This is a genomic window from Rhizobium binae (genome assembly GCF_017357225.1).
Lineage (GTDB): Bacteria > Pseudomonadota > Alphaproteobacteria > Rhizobiales > Rhizobiaceae > Rhizobium > Rhizobium binae.
Map to the genome: position 1 here is coordinate 4,158,125 of NZ_CP071604.1, position 21,218 is coordinate 4,179,342.

At 61.8% G+C, this 21,218-nt stretch carries 21 protein-coding genes and 1 tRNA gene; 9 read left to right on the forward strand and 13 right to left on the reverse strand.

The genetic code is table 11. The annotated features are described in order from the left end of the window. Window positions 1-117 precede the first annotated feature (117 nt). Both J2J99_RS20295 and J2J99_RS20300 read left to right on the forward strand, forming a co-directional pair. Window positions 118-1,344: a L,D-transpeptidase family protein gene (locus tag J2J99_RS20295; protein WP_168296651.1), complete on the forward strand. Its 1,227-nt coding sequence runs from the start codon at window positions 118-120 to the stop codon at window positions 1,342-1,344. A gap of 5 nt (window positions 1,345-1,349) precedes the next feature. After that, the gene (locus J2J99_RS20300) at window positions 1,350-1,574 is read left to right on the forward strand and encodes a sulfurtransferase TusA family protein (protein WP_168296650.1); all 225 of its coding nucleotides are present in this window, start codon (window positions 1,350-1,352) and stop codon (window positions 1,572-1,574) included. Here J2J99_RS20300 and J2J99_RS20305 read toward each other — a convergent pair. Beyond that, a complete protein-coding gene (locus tag J2J99_RS20305; RefSeq protein WP_168296649.1) occupies window positions 1,571-2,773 on the reverse strand; it encodes a CobW family GTP-binding protein in 1,203 nt (400 codons plus the stop codon). The two genes, J2J99_RS20300 and J2J99_RS20305, sit on opposite strands and share 4 nt — an antisense overlap. A 19-nt stretch (window positions 2,774-2,792) precedes the next feature. After that, window positions 2,793-3,926: a D-alanyl-D-alanine carboxypeptidase family protein gene (locus J2J99_RS20310; protein ID WP_168296648.1), complete on the reverse strand. Its 1,134-nt coding sequence runs from the start codon at window positions 3,924-3,926 to the stop codon at window positions 2,793-2,795. A 157-nt stretch (window positions 3,927-4,083) separates the two neighbouring features. Here J2J99_RS20310 and J2J99_RS20315 point away from each other — a divergent pair, with 157 nt between their 5' ends. Both J2J99_RS20315 and J2J99_RS20320 read left to right on the forward strand, forming a co-directional pair. Further along, on the forward strand, window positions 4,084-5,247 hold the full coding sequence (locus tag J2J99_RS20315; protein ID WP_168296647.1) for a M20 aminoacylase family protein: 1,164 nt from the start codon (window positions 4,084-4,086) through the stop codon (window positions 5,245-5,247). Window positions 5,248-5,404: 157 nt separating this feature from the next. After that, window positions 5,405-5,481 (forward strand) — tRNA-Arg (locus J2J99_RS20320). A 33-nt stretch (window positions 5,482-5,514) separates the two neighbouring features. Here J2J99_RS20320 and J2J99_RS20325 read toward each other — a convergent pair. Then, window positions 5,515-5,760 carry a DUF982 domain-containing protein gene (locus tag J2J99_RS20325; RefSeq protein ID WP_004679623.1) on the reverse strand — a complete coding sequence of 82 codons (246 nt, stop codon included), beginning with the start codon at window positions 5,758-5,760 and terminating at the stop codon, window positions 5,515-5,517. Between the two features lie 92 nt (window positions 5,761-5,852). Continuing rightward, on the reverse strand, window positions 5,853-6,371 hold the full coding sequence (locus J2J99_RS20330) for a DUF2937 family protein (RefSeq protein ID WP_168296646.1): 519 nt from the start codon (window positions 6,369-6,371) through the stop codon (window positions 5,853-5,855). 167 nt (window positions 6,372-6,538) lie between these two features. Here J2J99_RS20330 and J2J99_RS20335 point away from each other — a divergent pair, with 167 nt between their 5' ends. After that, entirely contained in the window at window positions 6,539-6,802 is a 264-nt protein-coding gene (locus J2J99_RS20335) for a hypothetical protein (RefSeq protein WP_168296645.1), read from the forward strand. A gap of 103 nt (window positions 6,803-6,905) precedes the next feature. Continuing rightward, window positions 6,906-7,058, forward strand: a complete 153-nt coding sequence (locus J2J99_RS20340) for a hypothetical protein (protein WP_010023044.1) — start codon at window positions 6,906-6,908, stop codon at window positions 7,056-7,058. A 118-nt stretch (window positions 7,059-7,176) separates the two neighbouring features. On the opposite strand, the gene J2J99_RS20345 is transcribed toward J2J99_RS20340, so the two are convergent. Both J2J99_RS20345 and J2J99_RS20350 read right to left on the reverse strand, forming a co-directional pair. Next, window positions 7,177-7,467, reverse strand: coding sequence for a BON domain-containing protein (locus J2J99_RS20345; RefSeq protein WP_168296644.1), 291 nt, complete (start codon window positions 7,465-7,467; stop codon window positions 7,177-7,179). Between the two features lie 63 nt (window positions 7,468-7,530). Further along, complete coding sequence (locus J2J99_RS20350; protein WP_168296643.1) at window positions 7,531-8,184, reverse strand: hypothetical protein; 654 nt, start codon at window positions 8,182-8,184, stop codon at window positions 7,531-7,533. 361 nt (window positions 8,185-8,545) lie between these two features. Between J2J99_RS20350 and dxr the strand changes: the two genes are divergently transcribed. Further along, entirely contained in the window at window positions 8,546-9,736 is a 1,191-nt protein-coding gene (gene dxr / locus J2J99_RS20355) for a 1-deoxy-D-xylulose-5-phosphate reductoisomerase (protein ID WP_168296642.1), read from the forward strand. A 40-nt stretch (window positions 9,737-9,776) separates the two neighbouring features. Here dxr and J2J99_RS20360 read toward each other — a convergent pair whose 3' ends face one another. From J2J99_RS20360 to hemA, 7 genes are all read right to left on the reverse strand, one after another. Next, entirely contained in the window at window positions 9,777-10,862 is a 1,086-nt protein-coding gene (locus J2J99_RS20360; protein ID WP_168296641.1) for an ABC transporter ATP-binding protein, read from the reverse strand. A gap of 10 nt (window positions 10,863-10,872) precedes the next feature. Beyond that, entirely contained in the window at window positions 10,873-12,795 is a 1,923-nt protein-coding gene (locus J2J99_RS20365) for a glycoside hydrolase family 127 protein (protein ID WP_168296640.1), read from the reverse strand. Between the two features lie 15 nt (window positions 12,796-12,810). After that, on the reverse strand, window positions 12,811-13,674 hold the full coding sequence (locus J2J99_RS20370; RefSeq protein WP_168296639.1) for a carbohydrate ABC transporter permease: 864 nt from the start codon (window positions 13,672-13,674) through the stop codon (window positions 12,811-12,813). Continuing rightward, on the reverse strand, window positions 13,671-14,588 hold the full coding sequence (locus J2J99_RS20375; protein WP_168296638.1) for a carbohydrate ABC transporter permease: 918 nt from the start codon (window positions 14,586-14,588) through the stop codon (window positions 13,671-13,673). The genes J2J99_RS20370 and J2J99_RS20375 overlap by 4 nt, the downstream gene beginning before the upstream one ends. Before the next feature lie 74 nt (window positions 14,589-14,662). Further along, on the reverse strand, window positions 14,663-15,901 hold the full coding sequence (locus tag J2J99_RS20380) for an ABC transporter substrate-binding protein (protein WP_168296637.1): 1,239 nt from the start codon (window positions 15,899-15,901) through the stop codon (window positions 14,663-14,665). 54 nt (window positions 15,902-15,955) lie between these two features. Continuing rightward, the gene (locus tag J2J99_RS20385; RefSeq protein WP_168296636.1) at window positions 15,956-16,933 is read right to left on the reverse strand and encodes a LacI family DNA-binding transcriptional regulator; all 978 of its coding nucleotides are present in this window, start codon (window positions 16,931-16,933) and stop codon (window positions 15,956-15,958) included. A 338-nt stretch (window positions 16,934-17,271) separates the two neighbouring features. Beyond that, window positions 17,272-18,486 carry a 5-aminolevulinate synthase gene (gene hemA, locus J2J99_RS20390; RefSeq protein ID WP_168296724.1) on the reverse strand — a complete coding sequence of 405 codons (1,215 nt, stop codon included), beginning with the start codon at window positions 18,484-18,486 and terminating at the stop codon, window positions 17,272-17,274. Window positions 18,487-18,812: 326 nt separating this feature from the next. Here hemA and J2J99_RS20395 point away from each other — a divergent pair, with 326 nt between their 5' ends. Both J2J99_RS20395 and J2J99_RS20400 read left to right on the forward strand, forming a co-directional pair. Further along, entirely contained in the window at window positions 18,813-19,070 is a 258-nt protein-coding gene (locus J2J99_RS20395; RefSeq protein WP_168296635.1) for a YMGG-like glycine zipper-containing protein, read from the forward strand. Window positions 19,071-19,237: 167 nt separating this feature from the next. Next, window positions 19,238-21,166, forward strand: a complete 1,929-nt coding sequence (locus J2J99_RS20400) for an autotransporter assembly complex protein TamA (protein WP_205918805.1) — start codon at window positions 19,238-19,240, stop codon at window positions 21,164-21,166. Window positions 21,167-21,218 lie beyond the last annotated feature (52 nt).

Consider the following 21,218-nt stretch of genomic DNA (forward strand, 5'->3'; position numbering starts at 1 on the left):
GCGTTCCTCACACGTCATAGGCTGGTAAGGATTTGTGAAGTATAAGCCGCTTATGATTCTGCCTCGTGCCAGGACTCCTTAGGCGACCGGGTCGCACTTCTTTATGGGCTAGTTTGGATGCGCATACGTCATTTTGCCTATGTTTCACTCATCGCGCTGGCGCTGACCGGCTGCAATGATGCGCTGGAAACCGCGCAAGTCGACCTTTCCAAGGTCAAGAACAAGGTCGAGCAGCCGCTTCCTCCGCATATTCTCGCCGCCATGTCCGCCAAGGGAATGGACCGCAATTCGCCGATCATGATCCGCATCTTCAAGGAAGAGGGCGCCATGGAGATCTGGAAGGCGAAGACCGACAACCGCTTCGACAAGATTGCCGACTACAAGATCTGCGCCTGGTCCGGCCGTCTCGGTCCGAAGGTCAAGACCGGCGACCGGCAGGCGCCGGAAGGTTTCTACGAGCTGACACGCGCCAATCTGAACCCCAACTCGAAATATTATCTGGCAATCAACACCGGTTTCCCGAACCGCTACGACGCAGCGAACGGCCGCACCGGCTCTGATCTGATGATCCATGGCGCCTGCTCGTCCTCCGGCTGCTATTCGATGACCGACCAGCAGGTGCTGGAGATCTATGCCTTCGCCCGCGACGCCTTCAAGGGCGGCCAGGCGACCGTGCAGCTGCAGGCCTTCCCCTTCCGCATGACGGCCGAAAACATGGTCAAGCATCGCCTCGACAGCAATTACGACTTCTGGAAAATGCTGAAGGTCGGCTATGACAATTTCGAAGTTACGAAGCGCCCGCCCGAGGTGAACGTCTGCGAGAAGAAATACGTCTTCAATCAGCAGGTCACCGATGGCGGCGCCTTCAATGCCGCCGGCAAATGCCCTGCCATGTCGACGCCGCCGGCGCTGGCGGCCGCGCTGGCGTCCTACGGCAAGACCTATGATGCCGACTATGCCAAGGCGATGAGCAAATATGACGGCATGGCCTGGTACGATCCGTCCGAAGCCGAGCGCAAGGCGGTGGTCGCCAAGCTGCGCAAGGGCCGCGAGCTGGCCTTCGCCCCGACCGGCACCTCGCTGGAAGCCGGCCGCATGGTCAAGGTCGCCGAACTCGAGGACCTGATGGCCAAGCGCACGGCCCAGAGCCTCACCGCCAAGACCGCGCCGGGCGCGGCCCCCGCAGCCCCTGCCCAGCCGCAGGCAGTGGCCGTCGCTGCCGCCACCCCGGCGGTGGTGCCTGTGCCGACCCAGAACCCGCTGGCCTTTGCCGCGCCCGAATCGCAGGAAACGGCGGAAGCCGCGGCAAAGAAGCCGTTCTGGAAATTCTGGGCACGGAACTGAACGGCTTGAACCCCGTTCTCTACGATCTTCGCGGCTTGAAATGCCCACTTCCTGTGATGAAGACACGCAAGAAGCTTGCCGCCATGGCAAGCGGCGCCCTCATTCGCGTCGACACCACCGATCCGATGGCTGTGATCGACATGCCGCATTTCTGCAATGAGGACGGCCACGAACTGGTCGAGGCCGAAAAGACCGAAGACGGCCACCGCTTCCTGATCCGCAAGCGTTAAATTCTCAAGCCGGGAATGGCGAGCGGGTTGTCCGACAGCGCCGCACGATCCGGCCTGTCGACGCGCGGCTTGCCGAGGAAGGCGTCGAACAGATCCTTGACGAAGGCTTCCGGCAGGCCCCTGGTGATCAGCACCATGCGCGTGCGCCGGTCGCTGGGATCCGGCCAGGCGGCAAGCCGCACCGGCGGATGGAAGATGCTCTGGACACCGTGCAGCACCAACGGCCGTTCCGGCCGGTCGGAGACGGAAACGATCGCCTTCATCCGCAGCAGCTTCTCGCCATGGGCCGAGCGCAGGAGATCGATGAACATCTCGAGCGCCATCGGATCGATCGGTTTTTCCTCGATGATCGAAAAAGACCGGATCGAGGCATCGTGCCGATTGACGTCGTGGGCGTGCTGGTGCGCGTGATGATCATGATGGTGGTGGCCGTGGTGACCGCCAGGGTGATCATGATCGTGATCGTGATCATGATCATGATGGTGATCGTCATCATGATCGTGGTCGTGGCTGTGTTGCGCCTCGTGCGCATCCTCATCGCGCAGCCAGCGGCCGACATCGGCGATCTTCGTCGCCGGATCGTAGAGCCCGTTCACCAGCACCTCGGCGCTGCCGGCGACCGCGCTGTCGGCATCCATCATCGCCGCGCGCGGATTGAGCGCCCGCAGGCGCTGTTCCAGCCCGGTCGTTGCGCCGGCCATCGATTTCTTCGAGACGATCAGCCGGTCGGCGACGGCCGCCTGCTTGCGCGCTTCCTCGTGATTGTCGAGCGTCTGCAGCCCATTGACCGCATCGACGACGGTGACGACGCCGTCGAGCTCGAAATTCGTGGCAATGACCGGATTGCCCATGATCGCCTGCATCACCGGGGCAGGATCGGCAAGGCCGGTCGTTTCGATAACGACGCGCTTCACCGGCTTGACGCGCCCCGTCTGCACCGCGTCCATCAGGTTGGCCAGCGTATCGACAAGTTCGCCGCGCACGGTGCAGCACAGGCAGCCGTCGGAGAGTTCGATGATCGAATCGCCGGAGCTTTCGACCAGCAGATGATCGATGCCGACATCGCCGAATTCATTGATGATGACGGCGGCATCCTTCATCGCGGGGTCTTTGAGGATGCGGTTGAGCAGCGTCGATTTGCCGGCGCCGAGAAAGCCGGTCAGGATGGTGACCGGAATCCTGTCGTTGAGGGCGCTCATCTCGTTTGACCTTGGCAGTTTAGAAGGATGTCGGGCGCGGCAGCGGCACCGGCACGTTGGCGATGCCGCCGGCCGTATCGCCGGTCGCCACGTTTTCCGGCTGCTGAGACGGCTGTGGGTCCTGCCCCGGAATGAGGCCGGCGAAGACGAATTGCGGGTCGTGGTCCATTTCCAGAATATAGGGCGAGTGCACCTTCATGCGGCCGACCTCGTCGCGCGTTTCGCTGCGTATCTTGGCGCCCTTGGCGCTGCAGATATCGGCGCTAATGTCGGCCACCTGATCCTGACCCTGCCCGTAAGGCTTCAGCGAACCGAGCGTCTCGTTGCTGGGAAACTGGGTGGTGAAGCCCTTCTGCAACAGGTTCGCCGTTGCATCGGCACGCGCCGCCAGACTGTCGGTGCCGAGCACGACGGAGACGAGGGTACGGCCGTTGCGTGTCGCCGAACCGATCTGGTTGAAGCCCGAGGCGCAGATGAATCCGGTCTTCATGCCGTCCGCGCCGGCAAAACGGCCGATCAGCATGTTGAGATTCGGCACATTCTGCTGGCCGGTAGTAAAACCCTCCAGCGAGAAATAGCCGGCATATTGCGGAAAGTCGCGGCGCAGCGCCACCGTCAGCACCGCCAGGTCACGCGCCGTCGTATATTGTCCTTTGCCCGGCAGGCCGTTCGGATTGACGAAATGCGAATCCGTCATGCCGAGCTTCAACGCCTCGCCGTTCATTCGCGTCACGAAGCCTTCCTGCGTACCGCCGACGGCCTCGGCGACCGCGACGGCGATGTCGTTGGCCGATTTCACCATCAGGATCTTCAAGGCACTATCGAGCGTCAGCTTCTGCCCCGGCTTGAAATACATCTTGGCGGCCGGCTGTGCGGCGGCGCGTTTGCTCATGACGATGGGCGTATCGAGGCTGATCTGACCGGCGCGGATAGCATCGAAGACGGTATAGACGGTCATCAGCTTGGTGAGCGAGGCCGGATACCACTTGCGGAAGGCCTCTTCGTGTTCGAGCACGCGGCCTGTCTGCACGTCGACGAGAATATGCGGATTGGCCTGAACGAGCGAAACGGAGGCGACAAAAGCGGCAGTCGCGGCAATCGTGAAACGAAACGGCCGCATGGCGGCAAACAAACGGGAGTGGCTCGTCGACACGGTTCGTCCTTCAGATGTCCGGAAAATCTCGCAACCTTCATCTATCTAGCCTATATGGCTATGACATGGCAAAGGTCATTGACGAAGTAATTTGCAAAGCCTCACACCCTTGTGAAGCGATCAAAGATTGTCGGGATTTGATAACAGGAACGCCAACATGCCGATTTTGAATAGAGCCGCCGAATTGCAGGATGAAGTCGCCGAATGGCGCCGCCACATTCATGCCCGGCCCGAGCTCCTCTTCGCGGTCGAAAACACGGCCGCCTTCGTCGCCGAAAAGCTCAAGGAATTCGGTGTCGACGAGATCGTCACCGGTATCGGCCGCACTGGCGTCGTCGGGCTGATCAAAGGCAAGGGCGAGGGCCGCCGCACCATCGGCCTGCGCGCCGACATGGACGCCCTGCCGCTGACCGAGATCACGGGAAAACCCTGGGCCTCGAAGACGCCCGGCAAGATGCATGCCTGCGGCCATGACGGCCATACCGCCATGCTGCTCGGCGCCGCGAAATATCTGGCCGAGACCCGCAATTTCAACGGCAATATCGCCGTCATCTTCCAGCCCGCCGAAGAAGGCGGCGGCGGCGGCAATCTGATGGTCAAGGACGGCATGATGGAGCGCTTCGAGATCGAAGAGGTCTATGGCATGCACAATCTGCCGGGCCTGCCCGTCGGCCAGTTCGCCACCCGCAAGGGCGCGATCATGGCGGCAACCGACGAATTCACCGTCACCATCAAGGGCCGCGGCGGCCACGCCGCCCAACCGCACCGGACGATCGATCCGATCGCCATCGGCGCGCAGATCGTCACCAACCTGCAGATGATTGCTTCGCGCACCGCTGATCCGATCAGCTCGGTCGTCGTCTCGGTGACCAAATTCAATGCCGGTTTCGCCCATAACGTCATTCCGAACGATGCGACCTTCGCAGGCACGGTCCGCACGTTGGACGACGGGATGCGCACACTTGCCGAAACGCGCTTCCGGCAGATCGTCGAGGGCGTGGCTGCTGCCCACGGCGCCGAAGCCGAGATCAGCTTCCACCGCAACTATCCCGTCACCGTCAACCATCCTGATGAGACCGAGCACGCTGTCGCCATCGCCGGCGCCATTGCCGGCGAGGCAAACGTGAACGCCGAAATCGATCCGATGATGGGAGGCGAGGATTTTTCCTACATGCTGAACGCCCGCCCCGGTGCCTTCATCTTCATCGGCAACGGCGACAGCGCCGGCCTGCACAACCCGGCCTACGACTTCAACGACGAAGCCATCGCCCACGGCATCTCCTATTGGGTCCGCCTTGCCGAACAGCGCCTGGGTCTCTAAAGCGCGTCGCGATCTTTCCGATTGCTCCTCGCGCTTTAGGTCTATGTTTTTGCGCATGTCGTTAGCGCAAAACCGTCGCACATTTTTGCGCGACATGCTTCGGCAACAATTAAGGCTTGGCTTCACGCCAAGCCTTTTGTATGCATGGCGTGCAAGTGGTCCCGTAGCTCAGCAGGATAGAGCACCAGATTCCTAATCTGGGGGTCGCGCGTTCGAATCGCGCCGGGATCACCAGTCTTTAAGCGCTGCACCAGATCGGGCATTGCCTCACACCTTGATCGGAATTCCGGCCTCGATTGCAGCCTCGATGAAAGCCTGTCGCGCCTCCTCCCGGCTTCGCTTTCCGGAGATGACATCGGCGCATACGGCACAAGCCCGATCCAGGGCGGGGCCCTCGTCTGTCGGCCAGTCTTCGATCAACGCCCATGTCGCAGCCTGCGTGGTTTGTATCACCACCCATTGATCCGGACCTTCAAGGGCGATCGTCACCGGCTTCTTCCAGATGGTCTGCATTCTCTTCGGCCTTCCATGCTTGCTGCGGGGTAGTTAGACTGATCGATCTCGTCTTGCAAATCGGCGCCGACCGCATTGGCTCCCGCGTCGATTCATCGCACCTGGGGAGAGGCTCGCCGGCCGCGCACAACCCGCCGCACGCCAAACCCGAGCAGCGCCGCAACGACCCAAGCGCCGACAAAACCGATCGCGCCCCATACAAGGCCTGCGAAGCTGACCGGTACGCCGGGCACGAAATCCCGCCAGGTATTGGCGAAAACAACATCATCCGGCTCCCCGATGAGCACGAACGGCTTGGCGACGGGGGCAGCGGTGCCGAGTTTCAGCTGCTGCGACTGCAGCGTCTCGTAGCGTGTGATCGTGCTTTGCATCGAGACGCCGCGATCGCGCAGGAAATCGTCGGAAGATTGCGCATAGGTGTTCAACGCCTGCTGGCGATCGAGATGGTGCTCGGCCGCCTGTCTGTTGAAATCCTCGACGATGACGCGCAGCTCGTCGATTGCTCCGCCGATTCGCTGGCGATATTGCCGGGCAAATTCCGGCGCCTGCGAAAACACCGTGCCGCCCGCAAGCCCGGCGGCGATGGCGATGATCCTTGCAATCGATCCCATGATCGATGCCTCCGGCTGTTCCCTGCGCTAACGATGCGCGGCCGCAAAGGTTTCTGCTTTTGACACAATCGGTAACGCTATGTGATTGAACCGGCGACACTTCCGGTGAGTTGACACCATGACAACCGAGTTGCTCCCCGTGAGCAACTGAGAAAGAGAGGCTCGTCATGAAACAGCTCATCCTCGCCTGCACGCTCGCCGCAGCGTCCGTTTTATCCGCCGTGCCGTCTCAGGCAGCAAGTCTGACCATCACCACGGATGACGCGCGCCCCTATTATTACCGTGATTCGGAACGCCCCTATTACCGCCACCACAGCCCCTACTACCGCCACAACATGCGGCATTACGTTTCCCGCGATTGCTTCACCAAGACGGAAAGGATCCGCCGCCACGGTCATACGGTCATCAAGGAAACCCGAATCTGCCGATAAGGCAAAGCCCGGCCGATCTTTCGGCCGGGTTTTTTCATCTGGTTTCCGCGGCAAGGAACTTCGCAAATCCGGCCGCGTTTAAGGCGAAATGGGAGTATTCGCCATGCTTATCAAGATGACTGTTCTGGCAATCGCCTATGTCGCGGTCTGCGCTCTGCTTCTCACCATCGCCTATCAGCTGCAGGGGCCGGTGACCACGGCGAAGACCGATCGGCCGGCCGGCTCGTCTTTCCTCGTCGAACGCTTCGCAGGTTGATCAACTGAACGCCGGCCCCAGAAAGGCCGACTGATAAGACAGCGTGGCTCGTCATCGAGCCGCGACAGGACGACCTATCTGAATGCGCTCCTGCCAATGCGACGGAGCACCCTCACCATTAATGCGTGCCGTCCACGGAGAATCCACCGAGGAGGATCTGGTTCTGAACGCTCTGCACGCCCTCGACCGCCTTGGCGACTGCAGTCGCCCGTTCGATCTCACCGACTGTGCCGACCGTGCCGCTGAGCACGATCTGGTCCCTTTCCATCGTCACCTCGACATCGGAGGCATCGATGCCGCCGGCAATCGCCAGTGCATTGGCGACGGCCGCCTCGACCGACGCACGATTGGCGATTTCCGCTTCCATTTCAGGCTCGAGCCCGTGAAATGTCTGCTCCTTGAAAACCATGACCTATTCCTCTGCCAAACCTTGAAAGGAAACGCCTGCCGGTTGGTTTTGGTTTCAGCCGTGTTACCAGTTGAGGCGATAGCGCAGATTGACGCTACCAGCCTCGTCTTCCGAAAAGGGATTGTTCATCGACGCATCGAGATTGAGGTTCGGCAGGATCGCCTGACTGACGGCCACCGAACTGGAGAAGTCGCCGCTCGCATTGCTGAGGCCGGCGCCGGCCGAAAGCGCGGTTCCTGTCCAGGGATGGATGAGCTTCAGCGCCTGCGACGCCGTGACCGAGGCCTGCCGGGCATCGACCGGATCGTAACCGATGCGGACGGAGCGGCTCGATTGCATGTCGAGCGAATCCGACAGGATCCAGCTGCGCGAACGGCTGAGCGTCAGCGCACCGCTGCCGCGCAGCGTATCGACGCTCACCTTCACCCCCTGCTGTGATTGGCCTGCCGGTGTGACGTCCGTTCTCACGATTCTGCACCAGAGCATCGCCTGTTCGGAATCGGGCAGCGGCGCGCCGCCTTTCGTCGCCGCCAGTGCAACGTCGGCGCCAGCGCTGGTTTCCCATTCCGCCGGCAGACGAAAACCCATCGTCGCCTTGTACGACCGCTCCGAAAGCTTGGCGGGTGACCAGATCAGCAGGTCGTCCGCCTTTGCAGCCGCGGTGAGCGAAAAAGGCAGCATGGTGAAAAGAATGCAGGCTATTTTGAATATCGTCATGTGACCCGATCGTTTGACAAGCTTGCTCGCCGAACGGCGCGATGCCGAAAAAATGTGCACGGCGAATACGCGAGGAAGCAGCGCGGCCAAGCCGTCCATCCCAATGCCATCCTCGATTTAATGTTTGGCCGAAACGGCCGGCGGCAGCCAAGTGCCTGTTCAATGGACGCCGTGACGCCCTTGATACCCATGCGACCATAAGCGGCCGCCTGGGATTCACGATTCCCTACTGCCACGATCACATCTCGCCGCCGCTCTGTAAACCCCTTGATGGCCGAAATCTGCTGCACCGCACACTTGCCGCACCCTCCAAACCCTAGTAGAGCCTGAGCCTACGAGACAAATTTTCGCGAAAATCCACATGACGACCGGCAAAACCGCGCCGCGGCGCCTCAGCATCTTCGGTTCGACCGGCTCGATCGGCCGCAACACCCTGAATGTCGTCGAACACCTGGGTGGACGGGACAACTTCGAAATTTCCGTGCTGACGGGCAACGGAAATGTCGAATTGCTGGCCCGGCAGGCAAAGGCATGGGGCGCGCGACTGGCGGTGACGGCGAGCGACCGGCATTACGAATCGCTGAAGAGCGCGCTTTTCGGCAGCGGCATCGCGGTCGCGTCTGGAAAATCAGGCCTTATGGAAGCCGCCGATCGCGAAGCCGACTGGGTGATGGCGGCAATCGTCGGCACGGCCGGCCTCGCGCCGACACTCGCCGCCGCACGCCGCGGCGCCGATATCGCCCTTGCCAACAAGGAATGCCTGGTCTCGGCCGGCGATCTCTTCATCAAGTCGATCCGTGAAGGCGGCGGCAGGCTGCTTCCCGTCGACAGCGAGCACAATGCGATATTCCAGGTGCTGGAAGAGAACCAGCGCCACGCCGTCGAACGCGTCATCCTGACGGCCTCGGGCGGCCCCTTCCGCACCGCGTCGCTCAAGGAGATGGCCGATGTGACGGTGGAAACCGCACGCGCCCATCCGAACTGGTCGATGGGCTTGAAGATTTCGATCGACAGCGCCTCGATGTTCAACAAGGCGCTGGAAATGATCGAAGCCCGGCATCTGTTCGGCCTGACGCCCGAACAGATCGAGGTCATCCTCCACCCGCAATCGATCGTTCATTCGATGGTCGGCTATACCGATGGCTCTGTCCTGGCCCAGCTCGGCGCGCCCGATATGCGCACCGCCATCGGTTATGCCCTGTCCTTTCCGCGCCGGCCGAACCTGCCGATCGAGCGCTTGGATTTCGCCAGGCTCGCAAGGCTCGATTTCGAGGCGCCCGATGAGGTGCGGTTCCCGGCGCTGCGGCTGGCGCGTCTTGCGATGACCCGCGGCGGTGTCCAGGGCGCTGTGCTGAACGGCGCCAAGGAAGTGTCGCTGGAGGCCTTCATCGAAGGACGCCTGTCCTTCCTCGCCATGGCCGACATCACCGAGAGGGTCATGGACGATCTGGCCCACCTGCCGCCGGCTGCCGGTATGGACGATGTTTTCAGCGCCGACAGCCAGGCCCGGCAGCGGGCTTCGCAATTGATGAAACTGGATCTCGTCGGCTGAGGCCTACTGCATAACTCCTTGAGCGCTGTAGCGGCTGCAATTACCGCAGCCGCTGGCCGCCCTCGTCGAACAGCCGGCAATCAGCCGGCTCAAACAGCAGGCTGACTTCGTCGCCGGCCGCGATGCTGACCGGCGAACGATGCTCGACGGTCAGCGACTGGCCGTCGCCGAGTTGACAGTAGAGATATTGCGTTCCCCCGAGATACTCCGAGAAATCGACCGTGGCGACCAGCCTACCCGACCGATCGGGCGCCACCTTCAGATGCTCCGGCCGCAGACCGAGCGTCACGGCGCCGCCGGCCGGCCGGCCCGTGCAGGACAGGGCGGTTTCGATGCGGACGCCGGCGACCTCGACCAGGCCCTGCTCGGCCGCGCGGGCGTTCAGTAGGTTCATCCGCGGCGAACCGATGAAGCCAGCCACGAAGGTATTGGCGGGATCTTCGTAGATCTGTCGCGGCGTTCCGGCCTGTTCGACCCGGCCGTCGCGCAACACGACGATCTTGTCGGCAAGCGTCATCGCCTCGGTCTGATCGTGGGTGACATAAATCATCGTGTTGCCGAGTTCGCGGTGCAGGCGGGCGATCTCGATGCGCATGGAAACGCGCAGCTCCGCATCGAGATTGGACAGCGGTTCGTCGAACAGGAAGACATCAGGCTTGCGCACGATCGCCCTGCCGATCGCCACGCGCTGGCGCTGGCCGCCGGAAAGCTGTCCGGGCCGCCGGTCGAGAAGGTGGTCGATCTTCAGGATCGCAGAAGCCGCCTTGACCCGCGTCTCGATGTCGGCGGCCTCAGTGCGCGCCATCTTCAAGCCGAAAGCGAGATTGTCCCGCACGCTCATATGCGGGTAGAGCGCGTAGGACTGAAAGACCATCGCAATGCCGCGCTCGGATGGGTCGAGATCGGTGACGAGGCGTCCCTTGATCTCGATCTCGCCGTCGGTGACGTCCTCAAGGCCGGCGATCATGCGAAGCAGCGTCGATTTTCCGCAGCCGGACGGTCCGACGAAAACGACGAATTCGCCTTCATCGATCGTCAGATCGATCCCGTGAACCACCGGCAGATTGCCATAGCTTTTTCGCACGTCCTGGAGCACGACGCTCTTATTGCCCATACCGTTCGTCATCCCAAACGACCTACTTGTCCGCCTGGACCCAGACGAGCATCTCTCCGGGCGCGCGGTTGTCCCACAGATGATAGGGCACGAAGCGTGCGGTGGCGGCCCGCCTTTCGGCCGGCGCCTTGCGGTAGAGCGAATTGCCCCAATTCGATGTTTCCTCACGCTCGACCTTGAGATCGACGGCGACGGCATCATTGAGGTCCTTCAGCACGACGGTTTCGGCAGCCGGGAGTTCGCGGGGCAGAACGATGGCGTTGAGATCTTTGCCATTGTCCGTTGTCTCAACGCAATAGACGAGCGGACCGCGCATCAAGGCGACGCGGCCGGCATCCTGGCGCACTTTCGGATTGGCATATTGCGGGCGAAGCGCCAGCGGCAGGTAAAGGGCCACCTTATCACCGTCCGCCCATTCGCGGTCGATCCTCGCATATCCGTCGCGGACATGGGCATTGAGGTCGAGCATCGCCCTGTTGACGCTGAGGGTTGCGCCCTCCGCCCAATCCGGAATGCGCAGCGACAGCGCGAACCGAGCCGGCTTTGCCAGTCTGGCCGTGAAGGCGACTGCGCCGTCCCACGGATAATTGGTGGCCTGCTCCAGCTCCACCTCGGCGCCATTGGCAAGCTTCAGCCGGGCGGTGCTTTCGCCGTAGAGATGCACGGCGATCTCATCATCGGCAACTGCATACATGTATGATCCGATCGACGTCACCAGACGGGCGATGTTTGGCGGGCAGCAGGGGCAATGGTGCCATTTCCAACGGTGGTGCTTGCCCGCACTTTCCAGCGGATTGTCATAGAAGAAAGTCTTGCCGTCTGTGGAAAGACCCGGCAGCGCGCCGTTATAGAGCGCCTGTTCCATGATGTCGGCATAGCGGCGGTCCGGTCCACGTCCGAGCATGCGGCTCGCCCAGAAGACCAGGCCGACGGAGGCGCAGGTTTCCGCATAGGCCGTGTCGTTGGGCAGATCGTAATAATCGGTGAAGCCTTCATTGGACGCGGCCGGGCCGATGCCCCCGGTGATGTACATCTGCTTGGTGGTCAGATCGTCCCACAGCGTTTCCAGCGCCGCCGTCAGGCTGTCGTCCTTGTATTCAGTGGCAATATCAGCCATGCCGGAATAGAGGTACATGGCCCGCACGGCATGGCCGACGACCTTCGTCTGTTCGCGGACCGGCCGGTGCGCCTGGCCATATTCATAGGTCTTCTGATGGAAGTCGGCAGCGCTCCGGCCATCGCGCGCGGCCTCCGCCGTGAAGAAGTGCGGCTCGGTGCCGCGCTCGTCGATGAAGTATTTCGAGAGGTCGAGATATTTCTTTTCGCCGGTGACGCGGGCAAGCTTGACCAATGCCAGCTCGACTTCCTCATGGCCGCAATAGCCGGCGATTTGCCCCTCGCCATGGCCGAAAACCTTGATCATGTAATCGGCGTAGCGGCACATGATATCGAGCAGCTTGCGCTTGCCGGTCGCCTGGTAATAGGCGACCGCGGCTTCCATCAGATGGCCCGCGCAATAGAGCTCGTGATGATCGCGCAGATTGGTCCAGCGCCGGGATGGCTCGACGCGCTGGAACCAGGCGTTCAGATAGCCGTCCCTGTCCTGCATCCTTTCATACATGTCGATGATCTCATCGGCGCGTGCCTCGAGCTTCGGGTTCGGCCGGCGATAAAGCGAATAGGCGATCGTCTCGATCGACTTGCCGAGATCGGAATCCCAGAACATCTGCGTGGTCCCGCCCCAGGGCTGGATGGGAATGACGACGCCCGGGCTCGGCTGATTGACATCGATCGCCTTGAGCATGCCGGCCTCGACGCAGCGGTCGAGCAGCGTCTCGGCGGTGGAATTGCAGACGGCATCCTGCCATTTGCCCCAGAACCCGCCGAGATCGACATCGGGAACGGCGACGGGACGGAACTGGCGGTCATTGCTTGCTTTGGTCATGGGCTCGACTTTCTCTCATTTCACCGCGCCGGCCATCAGCCCGCGCATATAGTAGCGTTGCAGGAGCAGGAAAACGATCAGGCAGGGGATCGTCATGACGATGACGCCGGCCTGCACCGCTCCCCAGTTGATGCCGCCGAGGCGGCCGGCGCGGACCGCCGTCATCAGCACCGGCAGGGTGTATTTCTCATTGCTGGAAAGCAGCACGAGCGCGGCAAGGAACTCGTTCCACGCATTGAGGAAGGCAAAGATCGCCACCGTCGCGACACCGGGCAGCACCAGCGGCAGCAGAACACGCGCCAGGAGCCTGAGGTCTCGGGCGCCGTCGATGCGCGCGGCTTCTTCGATTTCCTTCGGCACGGCGTCAAAGGCGTTGCGCATCATGAAGACGGAGAAGGGCAGCTGCAGCGTCACATAGACGAGCGTCAGCCCGACGAGCGAATTGTTGAGGCCGAGTTTTGCCAGGATGATGAAGAGCGGCGTCAGGATCGACTGGAACGGGATCATCAGCGTGGCGATGATCAGCACGAAGAGCGCATTTTTCATCGGGAAGCGATAACGCGAGAAGCCGTAGCCGGCCAGCAGGCTGACGAGAACGGTCAGCGCCACGGTGGCGACCGACACGAACAGCGAGTTGATCATATGCCGCCAGATGCCGGCGCCGAACGTATCGAGCAGCGCATAGGCATCGAAGCTGATGCCAGATGTCGGCCAGGGCGGCAAGGGTGGCAGGCTGGCTTCCGTGCCCTGCCGGAAGGAGGCGAGCAGTGTGATGACGAACGGCGCCAGAAAGAAGATCGAAATGGCGATGCCGGTGAGATGATAGGCCGACTTCACGCGAAGGGCCTTGCGGGCGCGGCGCTCTTTCGACGTCATCATGGACGCTCCTCCCCGACGCGAAGCAGCCAGAGCTGCACGATGCTGATGGCGACCAGGATGGCGAGAAGCGCGATCGAAAGCGCTGCGCCGTAACCGAGATTGAACGAAACGAAGGACTGGTTGAAGATGTAATAGACGACCGAGATCATCTTGTTCTGCGGTCCACCGGCCGTCATGATGTAGAACTGGTCGAAGGCGAGGATCGAGCCGGTGACCGAGACGATCAGCGCCAGCGCGATCGTTTTACGCATCAGCGGCAGCGTCAGATGCCGGAAACGCTGCCAGCGGCCGGCGCCGTCGATGCGCGCCGCCTCCGTCAGCTCGGACGGAATGGCCTGCAGCCCGGTCAGCAGAATGATCATGGTGAAGCCGGCGATCTTCCAGACGACCATCACCACAACTGTCAGAAACGCCGTGTCGAAGGTCGCAAGCAGATTGGGGCTCTTTTCGACGACGCCGAGCGCCTTCAGAGCCGGGCCGACGAAGCCGCTATCGACATTGGCAAGCCAGACCCAGAGCAGCGAGGCGGTGGCAAGGCCGACGACGACGGGCAGGAAGATGATGGTGCGGTAGGCGCTGACGAACTGCCGCTCCTTTTCGACGAAGATGGCGAGCGGAAAGGCGACGGCGAAGATCGCGATGGTGACGATGACAGTGTAATAGGCGGTGAAATTCAGCGCCGTCATGAAGCGAGTGTCGTTGACCATGCGGTAGTAGTTGTTGAAGCCGATCCAGCGCGACGCCCCCATCAGCGGCCAGTTGTGCAGGCTCATCCATCCGGTGAACAGAACCGGCATGATGAAGAAGACAATGACCAGCGCCATGGCCGGCGCGATATAGGCAAGGCCGCGCCAGTTCGATCTGCGCCGTCGCTTTCGCCGAGGCAATAGGGTGTCGGAACCGGAACCGGTCATCGAAACGCTCCGCATCTGTCTATGGAAATTGGCCGGGAAGCTGCCACCGCTCCCCGGCCGCGGCCACGGGAGAGTTACTGGCCGCTATCGATGATCGACTGCATTTCCGACTGGGCGCTGGAGAACGCACCGTCGACATCGTCGCCGAAGATCGCCGCGTTGGTGAAGCTTGCCCACGGACCGTTGGCGCTGTTGATCAGGTCGTTGAACTGCAGTGTATAAGGGGTTTTGGCGACACTGATCGCCTTGAGGCCGATCTGCATGCGCGGGTCGAGGCCCTCGAGCACCTTGTCGGCAATATCGCCGCGTGTCGGCAGGCTGCCATATTTCGCCATGATCTTCTGGCCTTCCATCGAATAGATATATTCGAGGAACTCCTTCACCTCGTCGATCTTCTTCGTTCCCTTGGTGATGACGAAGTTGTCGCCGCCGGCAAAGGACGAAGGCTTGCCGTCGACGCCGGGAATGAGGGTCACGCCGAAATTGATCTCGGGATGCTGGGTCACCAGCGTGCCGATGGCAAAGGCGCCAAGGCTTTGTTGGCCGATCTTGCCGTTGGTGAAGGTCAGGAAGTTCGTGCCGTTGTCGCTGGCCGCACCCGCCGGCACAAGATCCTTCTTGACCATGTTGCGGTAGACGTCGACGGCCTTGCGCATTTGAGGCGTATCGAGCGTCGCTTTCTTGCTGTCGGCTGACAGGATGTCGGCGCCCGCGCCCCAGACCAGCGGCGTGAAGGTGAAGATCATGCAGCCGCCGCAGCCGCCGCCGGAGAAATAGAAGCCGTAGGTATCGTCACCGAGAGCCCGGATCTTCTCCGCATTGGCGGTGATTTCGTCCCAGTTCGCCGGCGCCTTTTCCGGGTCGAGGCCGGCCTTCTTGTAGAGATCCTTGTTCCAGGCGAAGACCGATGTCTCGACGGAAAGCGGCAGCCCGTAAACCTTGTCCTGATAGGTGCCGAGGCGGACATGCGACGGCGAAAGTGAGTTGAAATAGGGAAGCGACTTCGCCCAATCCGTCAGGTCTTCCAGCTGGCCGGCCGCGGCAAAGGCAGGATTGTAGATGAGGTCCATCGACAGGGCATCTGGCGCCTGTCCGCCGGCGATTGCCGTCGCATATTTCTGCACCAGCTCGGAGAACGGCACTTCGGTCATCACGACCTTGTTCTCATGGCTGGAATTGTAGGCTTCAACGACCTTCTTGAAGGCATCGCCAATCCCCGATCGGACCCACATTTCGACGTTCTCGGCAGCCGATGCAGCCGACACCAGGCACAAGGTAGCGATGCCGGTCGCCGCCAACAGACGCTTGATCATGACATTCCTCCCAATATGGCGCGTCTCCTCGCGCCTTCGCTCATTCCCTTGCTTTCACTCCCCGGGGGCTCTGCCCCCGCATGACTGCCGGACGATCAGCCGGCACGGCAATTTCCTGACACCCGGCTCGACGGGCCGGCCTTCCGCAAGCGCCAGCACCGTCAATCCGGCCTGCCGCCCGAGCTCTTTCAGCTCCATATCCACCGTCGTCAACGGCGGCCGCGTCTGAGCCGCGACGATCTCCCAGTTGTCGAAGCCGATGACCGAGACGTCCTGCGGCACCTTGACACCGCGCTCGCGCAGCGCGTCGACCGCGCCGCGAGCGATCTGGTCGTTGCCGCAGAAGAGCCCGTCCGGCTTCTCGCCCGGCCTGCTCCACAGCTGTTCGACCGCCTCATGGCCCCAGCTTTCCGACCACACGCCGTAGAGCACCGGCTCACGGTGACCTGCCACCTGATGATAGGCACCGGCCCTTTCCCGCACCGAGAAGAAGTCCTCCGGCCCGGTGATATGCGCGATCCGCCGCCGCCCGATCATCGCGAGCCATTCAACCGCCAGTTTCGCGCCCTGTTCGTCGTCCGAACGGAAGGTAACGCTGTTCTGCGTCCCCTCCGTGAAGGCGTAAACGACGGGCACATGCAAATTCGACAGATCGACGGGCAGGCGCTTGTCCAGCCGCTTGCCGGTGGCAATGATGCCGTCGACCTGCTTGTCCAGCATCGCGTCGACATGGGTCTGGGCGAGCGCCGGATCGTCTTCGATGGCGCAGAGGAAAACCGAAACCCCATGGTCGACGAGGGCGTCCGAAATGCCCGCCATCACAGGCAGCGTAAAACGGCCGTACGTGTCGTTCGTCAGCAGTCCGATGGTGAAGCTGCGCTTGCTGAGCAGCCCTCTCGCCAGCGCATTCGGCCGGTAGCCGATTTCGCCGGCGATCCGCTTCACCCGCTCGCGCGTTTCTGCCCCCATCCGGCCCGTATCGTTGAGCGCCTTCGACGCCGTCGAAATACTCACCCCGGCCGCCGACGCCACCTCGTGGATGGTGATCCTCCCTCTTTTTCCTCCCGTTAGGTTCAGAGCTTCCTCCTTCTGAAGTGGCCTGAGAAAAGCTTTTACCAGCTTCATTGTCAAGTGAGAAAAGGTTTTCTCATACAATTCGCGAGGCAGCGGGGAGAGACGGCTACTGCGAGGAAGATACAGAGAAGGTCGATCCGCGTCGGCCCGACCGGATTGCCGTGTGGATCGACCGCCCGGATCGGCGCAGCGGCGATAGCGGATTTGTGGCGGGAACTTGGGCGCAGAACCAGCCCAATCAGAAGCTCCGACGGAGATCCCGATTGGCGGTTTGAAGCGAAGCGATCATCGAAAAATCAGGCGACGTGCCTTGCCAGCGCGCAGCGCGACCAGAGCGAGTGCAGGGCTTCGACGAGATGGGCGATATCGGCGTCGGAATGCAGCGGCGTCGGGGTGATGCGCAGCCGCTCGGTCTTCTTCGGCACGGTGGGATAGTTGATCGGCTGGACATAGACGCCGCAATTGTCGAGCAGCAGGTCGGAGATCCATTTGCATTTGGCGGCATCGCCGACCATCACCGGCACGATGTGGCTGGGATTGTGCATATGCGGAATGCCGCGCTGGTCGAGCAGCGAGCGCAGCTTGCGCACCCGGTCCTGATGGCGGGCGCGCTCGAACTGGCTGACCTTCAGGTGCTGGATCGAAGCGACCGCACCGGCGGCCAAGGCCGGCGGCAGCGCCGTGGTGAAGATGAAGCCGGAGGCAAACGAGCGGATGAAATCGCACAGCGCTGCCGAGGCGGCGATATAGCCGCCCATCACCCCGAAGGCCTTGCCGAGCGTGCCCTCGATGACAGTCAGCCGGTCCATCAGCCCTTCGCGCTCGGCAATGCCGCCGCCGCGCGGGCCGTACATGCCGACGCCATGCACCTCGTCGAGATAGGTCATCGCCCCGTATTGGTCGGCGAGATCGCAAATCTCCTTGATCGGGGCGATGTCGCCATCCATCGAATAGACGCTCTCGAAGGCGATCAGCTTCGGCGCCTTCGGATCGGCGGCTTTCAGCTTGGCTTCGAGATCGGCGACGTCATTGTGCTTCCAGATCACCTTGTCGCACTTGGCATAACGAATGCCCTCGATCATCGAGGCATGGTTCAGCGCGTCGGAGAAGATGATCAGGCCGGGGATCCTGGCGCCGAGCGTGCCGAGCGCCGCCCAGTTGGAGACATAACCGGAGGTGAAGATCAGTGCCGATTCCTTGCCGTGCAGGTCGGCGAGTTCACGCTCGAGCAGGACGTGATAGTGGTTGGTGCCAGAAATATTCCGGGTGCCTCCCGCACCCGCGCCACAGTGGTCGATGGCCGCCTTCATCGCCTCGATCACCTTCGGGTTCTGGCCCATGCCGAGATAGTCGTTGGAGCACCAGACCGTGACGTCCTTTTCGCCATCGGCCGTATGGCGGGTGGCGCGCGGGAAGTGGCCGCGCTGACGCTCGAGATCGGCAAAAACGCGGTAACGGCCCTCGGCATGAAGCCCGCCCAGTTCGTTTTTGAAAAATGCTTCGAAATCCATCATATGCTCCAGTATCGCGCAGCCGTTCTTGCCGACCGGACGTCCGCGCGTCAATGCTTACCCTTTGCTTTAACATCAACTGCGGCAAAAGGCCCAGATCTTTGAATGATTCCAGATAAAAAATATGCGCGTAATCATCGATGAGTTTGATAGGGCGCAGCGCGCTGGAAATCGCAAAACCACAGGCGCCGCGACGACACTCGTGCTGCAAAAAAATCGGGGCAATGGTGGACAACCCTTTCTTCCGACATAGTTTTCGAGCTAGCGTGCCAAAGAAACAAAAGGGACGGCCTATGCCCATTGGGCGACAACCCAGGAGAAAAGTAATGAAGAAAGCTGTCATACTCGCATTGATCGGCCTGTCGGTCGCAAGCTGCACACCGACCCAACAGGGCGCCGGCATCGGTGCTGCATCCGGCGCCGTCATTGGCGGTGCAGTCACCGGTGATGTCCGAGGTGCTGCGGTCGGTGCCGCCATCGGCGGCGTGTCGGGCGCCCTGATCGGCAGCGTCGCGGAACAGCCCGGCCAGTGCTACTATCGCGACCGCTATGGCCGCCGTTACATCGACGCTTGTCCGCGCTGAGGACGCTGACGAACGGTAAAAACAGGAAATCCCGGCCACACATCCGGGATTTTTTGTACTGAATTAGCGCGTGGGCAATTTAAAATGGTACACCGTGCGCGATTTTGCCGCTAAGCTGTTCACGGCTGGGCAACGAAGCTTCATGTAGGCGTAACCAAAAGCAGCGGATGCGGATTAGAGGGACAAGTCCGAAAACAGGTACTGCGTATCGGCGAACAGGCACCATGATGGTGGTCGCAGCGGCAGCTGCTTTCTCACCGGTCCTGATCGGCGATGCCTACGCCTTCAAGCTTTTCGGCATCACCATCTTCGGCAAGGAGGAGGATGAAGGCGAACAGGTGCCCGATCCTGTACGCTATCACGTCGACCTCAAGACCGACACCGCCGATCCGGATCTTAGGGAAGCGCTCGAAACCAGCTCCCGCCTTGTCAGCGACCAGAAGCAGCCCGTCTCCGGCGACCTCGGTATCGTCGTCAAGGCGCGTGACGACCGCGAGCGGCTGATTGCCGCCTTGTACGAAAAGGCACGTTACGGCGGTGTGGTCACGATTACCATCGATGGCAAGGATATCGACGACCTGCCGCCCAATCCGGCATTCGACCGCTCCGGGCCGATCCCCGTCACCGTCGATATAACACCCGGCCCCGTCTTCAGGGTCAGAGAGGTGCAGTTCGGCGGCGACGCCGCGGACCGCAATCCCGCCGATTACGACCTTGCCCCCGGCGCCGAGGCCGGCTCGCTCGCCATCATCAAGGCCGGCGACAAGATTGTCGAACAGTTGAAAAGCGAAGGCCGGCCCTTCGCCAAATTGACCGAACGCAAGGTCGTCGCCGATCACAGAAGCGATACGGTCGACATCGTGCTTGCTGCCGAAGGCGGGCCTGTCGCCCCGATCGGCGATGTCGGCGTCACCGGCGAGAAAACCGTCAAGCCGGATTTCATCCAGCGTTATTCCCGGCTGAACAAAGGCGAGGCCTACTCGCCGGAGACGCTGAAGAAGGCCGGCGAGCGCCTGCGTGCCCTCGGTGTCTTTTCAAGCGTCACCATTCACGAAGGCGATGCGCTGGCGCCGGACGGCACCTTGCCGATGACCATCGAGGTTTCCGAAGGCAAGCGCCGCTATTTCGGCGTCGGCGCGCAATATTCGACCACCGACGGCCTCGGCGTTCAGGGCTATTGGGGCCACCGCAACCTGTTCGGCGAAGCCGAGACGCTGAGGATCGAGGGCTCCGTCTCGCGACTCGGCGAAACGACCGATGTCGGCGACCTCGACTATTCCGCCGGCATCCTCTTCACCAAGCCCGGCGCCTTCTTTCCGGCCGCCACCCTGAAGGCCGGCATCGTCGCCAAGACGCAGAATCCGGACGCTTACAACGCGACGCTCGTCACCGCCTCGCTCGGCCTTTCCTACGAACTGACCGATAAGGACACGATCTCGGCCAGCGGCGAAGTCAGCTGGGAGCGCGACGACGACGCCTTCGGCACCAATGACTATCTGACCTTCACCTTGCCGATCCAATATGATCGCGACGCCCGCGACGACAAGTTCAACCCGACAGAAGGCTATCGCGCGACAGTTTCGGCAAAGCCCGGCTACGAAATCTTCAATTCCACGCCCTATGCGGCGTTCGAGGGCTCGATCTCCGGCTATCTGCCATTCGGTGCCGAGGACCGCCTGGTCATGGCCGGCAGGGTCGCCGCCGGTGTGTTGATAGGCGGCGGCGGGATCGAGGACATTCCCGCCACGCAACGCTTCTTTGCCGGCGGCGGTGGTTCGGTCCGCGGCTACAGCTATCAGGAGATCTCGCCTTACAACGACAATGGCGACGCCACCGGCGGCCGCTCCTATGTCACGGCGTCGCTGGAGGCTCGCATCAAAATCACCGATACGATCGGCTTCGTTCCCTTCGTCGATGTCGGCACCGTATCGGACAGCACCTTCCCTGGTTTTTCCGATATCCGCGCCGGCGCCGGCGGCGGAATACGATACGCCACACCTTTCGGCCCGCTGCGGCTTGATTTTGCCGTGCCGCTGAACAAGTACGAAGATGGCACAGATTATGGAATTTACGCCGGCATCGGCCAGTCCTTCTAGGACTGCGATTCCGCTGTCATGCCCGATCTGTGAGCCGTCATGAAAACGGGGG

Excerpts from the sequence above, each read along its gene's own strand:
- J2J99_RS20315 (WP_168296647.1), top strand. The coding sequence starts at position 4,084 with ATGCCGATTTTGAATAGAGCCGCCGAATTGCAGGATGAAGTCGCCGAA.
- J2J99_RS20345 (WP_168296644.1), bottom strand. The coding sequence starts at position 7,467 with ATGGTTTTCAAGGAGCAGACATTTCACGGGCTCGAGCCTGAAATGGAA.
- J2J99_RS20295 (WP_168296651.1), top strand. The coding sequence starts at position 118 with ATGCGCATACGTCATTTTGCCTATGTTTCACTCATCGCGCTGGCGCTG.
- hemA (WP_168296724.1), bottom strand. The coding sequence starts at position 18,486 with ATGGATTTCGAAGCATTTTTCAAAAACGAACTGGGCGGGCTTCATGCC.
- J2J99_RS20380 (WP_168296637.1), bottom strand. The coding sequence starts at position 15,901 with ATGATCAAGCGTCTGTTGGCGGCGACCGGCATCGCTACCTTGTGCCTG.
- J2J99_RS20350 (WP_168296643.1), bottom strand. The coding sequence starts at position 8,184 with ATGACGATATTCAAAATAGCCTGCATTCTTTTCACCATGCTGCCTTTT.
- J2J99_RS20365 (WP_168296640.1), bottom strand. The coding sequence starts at position 12,795 with ATGACCAAAGCAAGCAATGACCGCCAGTTCCGTCCCGTCGCCGTTCCC.
- J2J99_RS20370 (WP_168296639.1), bottom strand. The coding sequence starts at position 13,674 with ATGATGACGTCGAAAGAGCGCCGCGCCCGCAAGGCCCTTCGCGTGAAG.
- J2J99_RS20360 (WP_168296641.1), bottom strand. The coding sequence starts at position 10,862 with ATGACGAACGGTATGGGCAATAAGAGCGTCGTGCTCCAGGACGTGCGA.
- J2J99_RS20375 (WP_168296638.1), bottom strand. The coding sequence starts at position 14,588 with ATGACCGGTTCCGGTTCCGACACCCTATTGCCTCGGCGAAAGCGACGG.
- J2J99_RS20335 (WP_168296645.1), top strand. The coding sequence starts at position 6,539 with ATGAAACAGCTCATCCTCGCCTGCACGCTCGCCGCAGCGTCCGTTTTA.
- J2J99_RS20340 (WP_010023044.1), top strand. The coding sequence starts at position 6,906 with ATGCTTATCAAGATGACTGTTCTGGCAATCGCCTATGTCGCGGTCTGC.
- J2J99_RS20305 (WP_168296649.1), bottom strand. The coding sequence starts at position 2,773 with ATGAGCGCCCTCAACGACAGGATTCCGGTCACCATCCTGACCGGCTTT.
- J2J99_RS20400 (WP_205918805.1), top strand. The coding sequence starts at position 19,238 with ATGCGGATTAGAGGGACAAGTCCGAAAACAGGTACTGCGTATCGGCGA.
- J2J99_RS20395 (WP_168296635.1), top strand. The coding sequence starts at position 18,813 with ATGAAGAAAGCTGTCATACTCGCATTGATCGGCCTGTCGGTCGCAAGC.
- dxr (WP_168296642.1), top strand. The coding sequence starts at position 8,546 with ATGACGACCGGCAAAACCGCGCCGCGGCGCCTCAGCATCTTCGGTTCG.
- J2J99_RS20325 (WP_004679623.1), bottom strand. The coding sequence starts at position 5,760 with ATGCAGACCATCTGGAAGAAGCCGGTGACGATCGCCCTTGAAGGTCCG.
- J2J99_RS20330 (WP_168296646.1), bottom strand. The coding sequence starts at position 6,371 with ATGGGATCGATTGCAAGGATCATCGCCATCGCCGCCGGGCTTGCGGGC.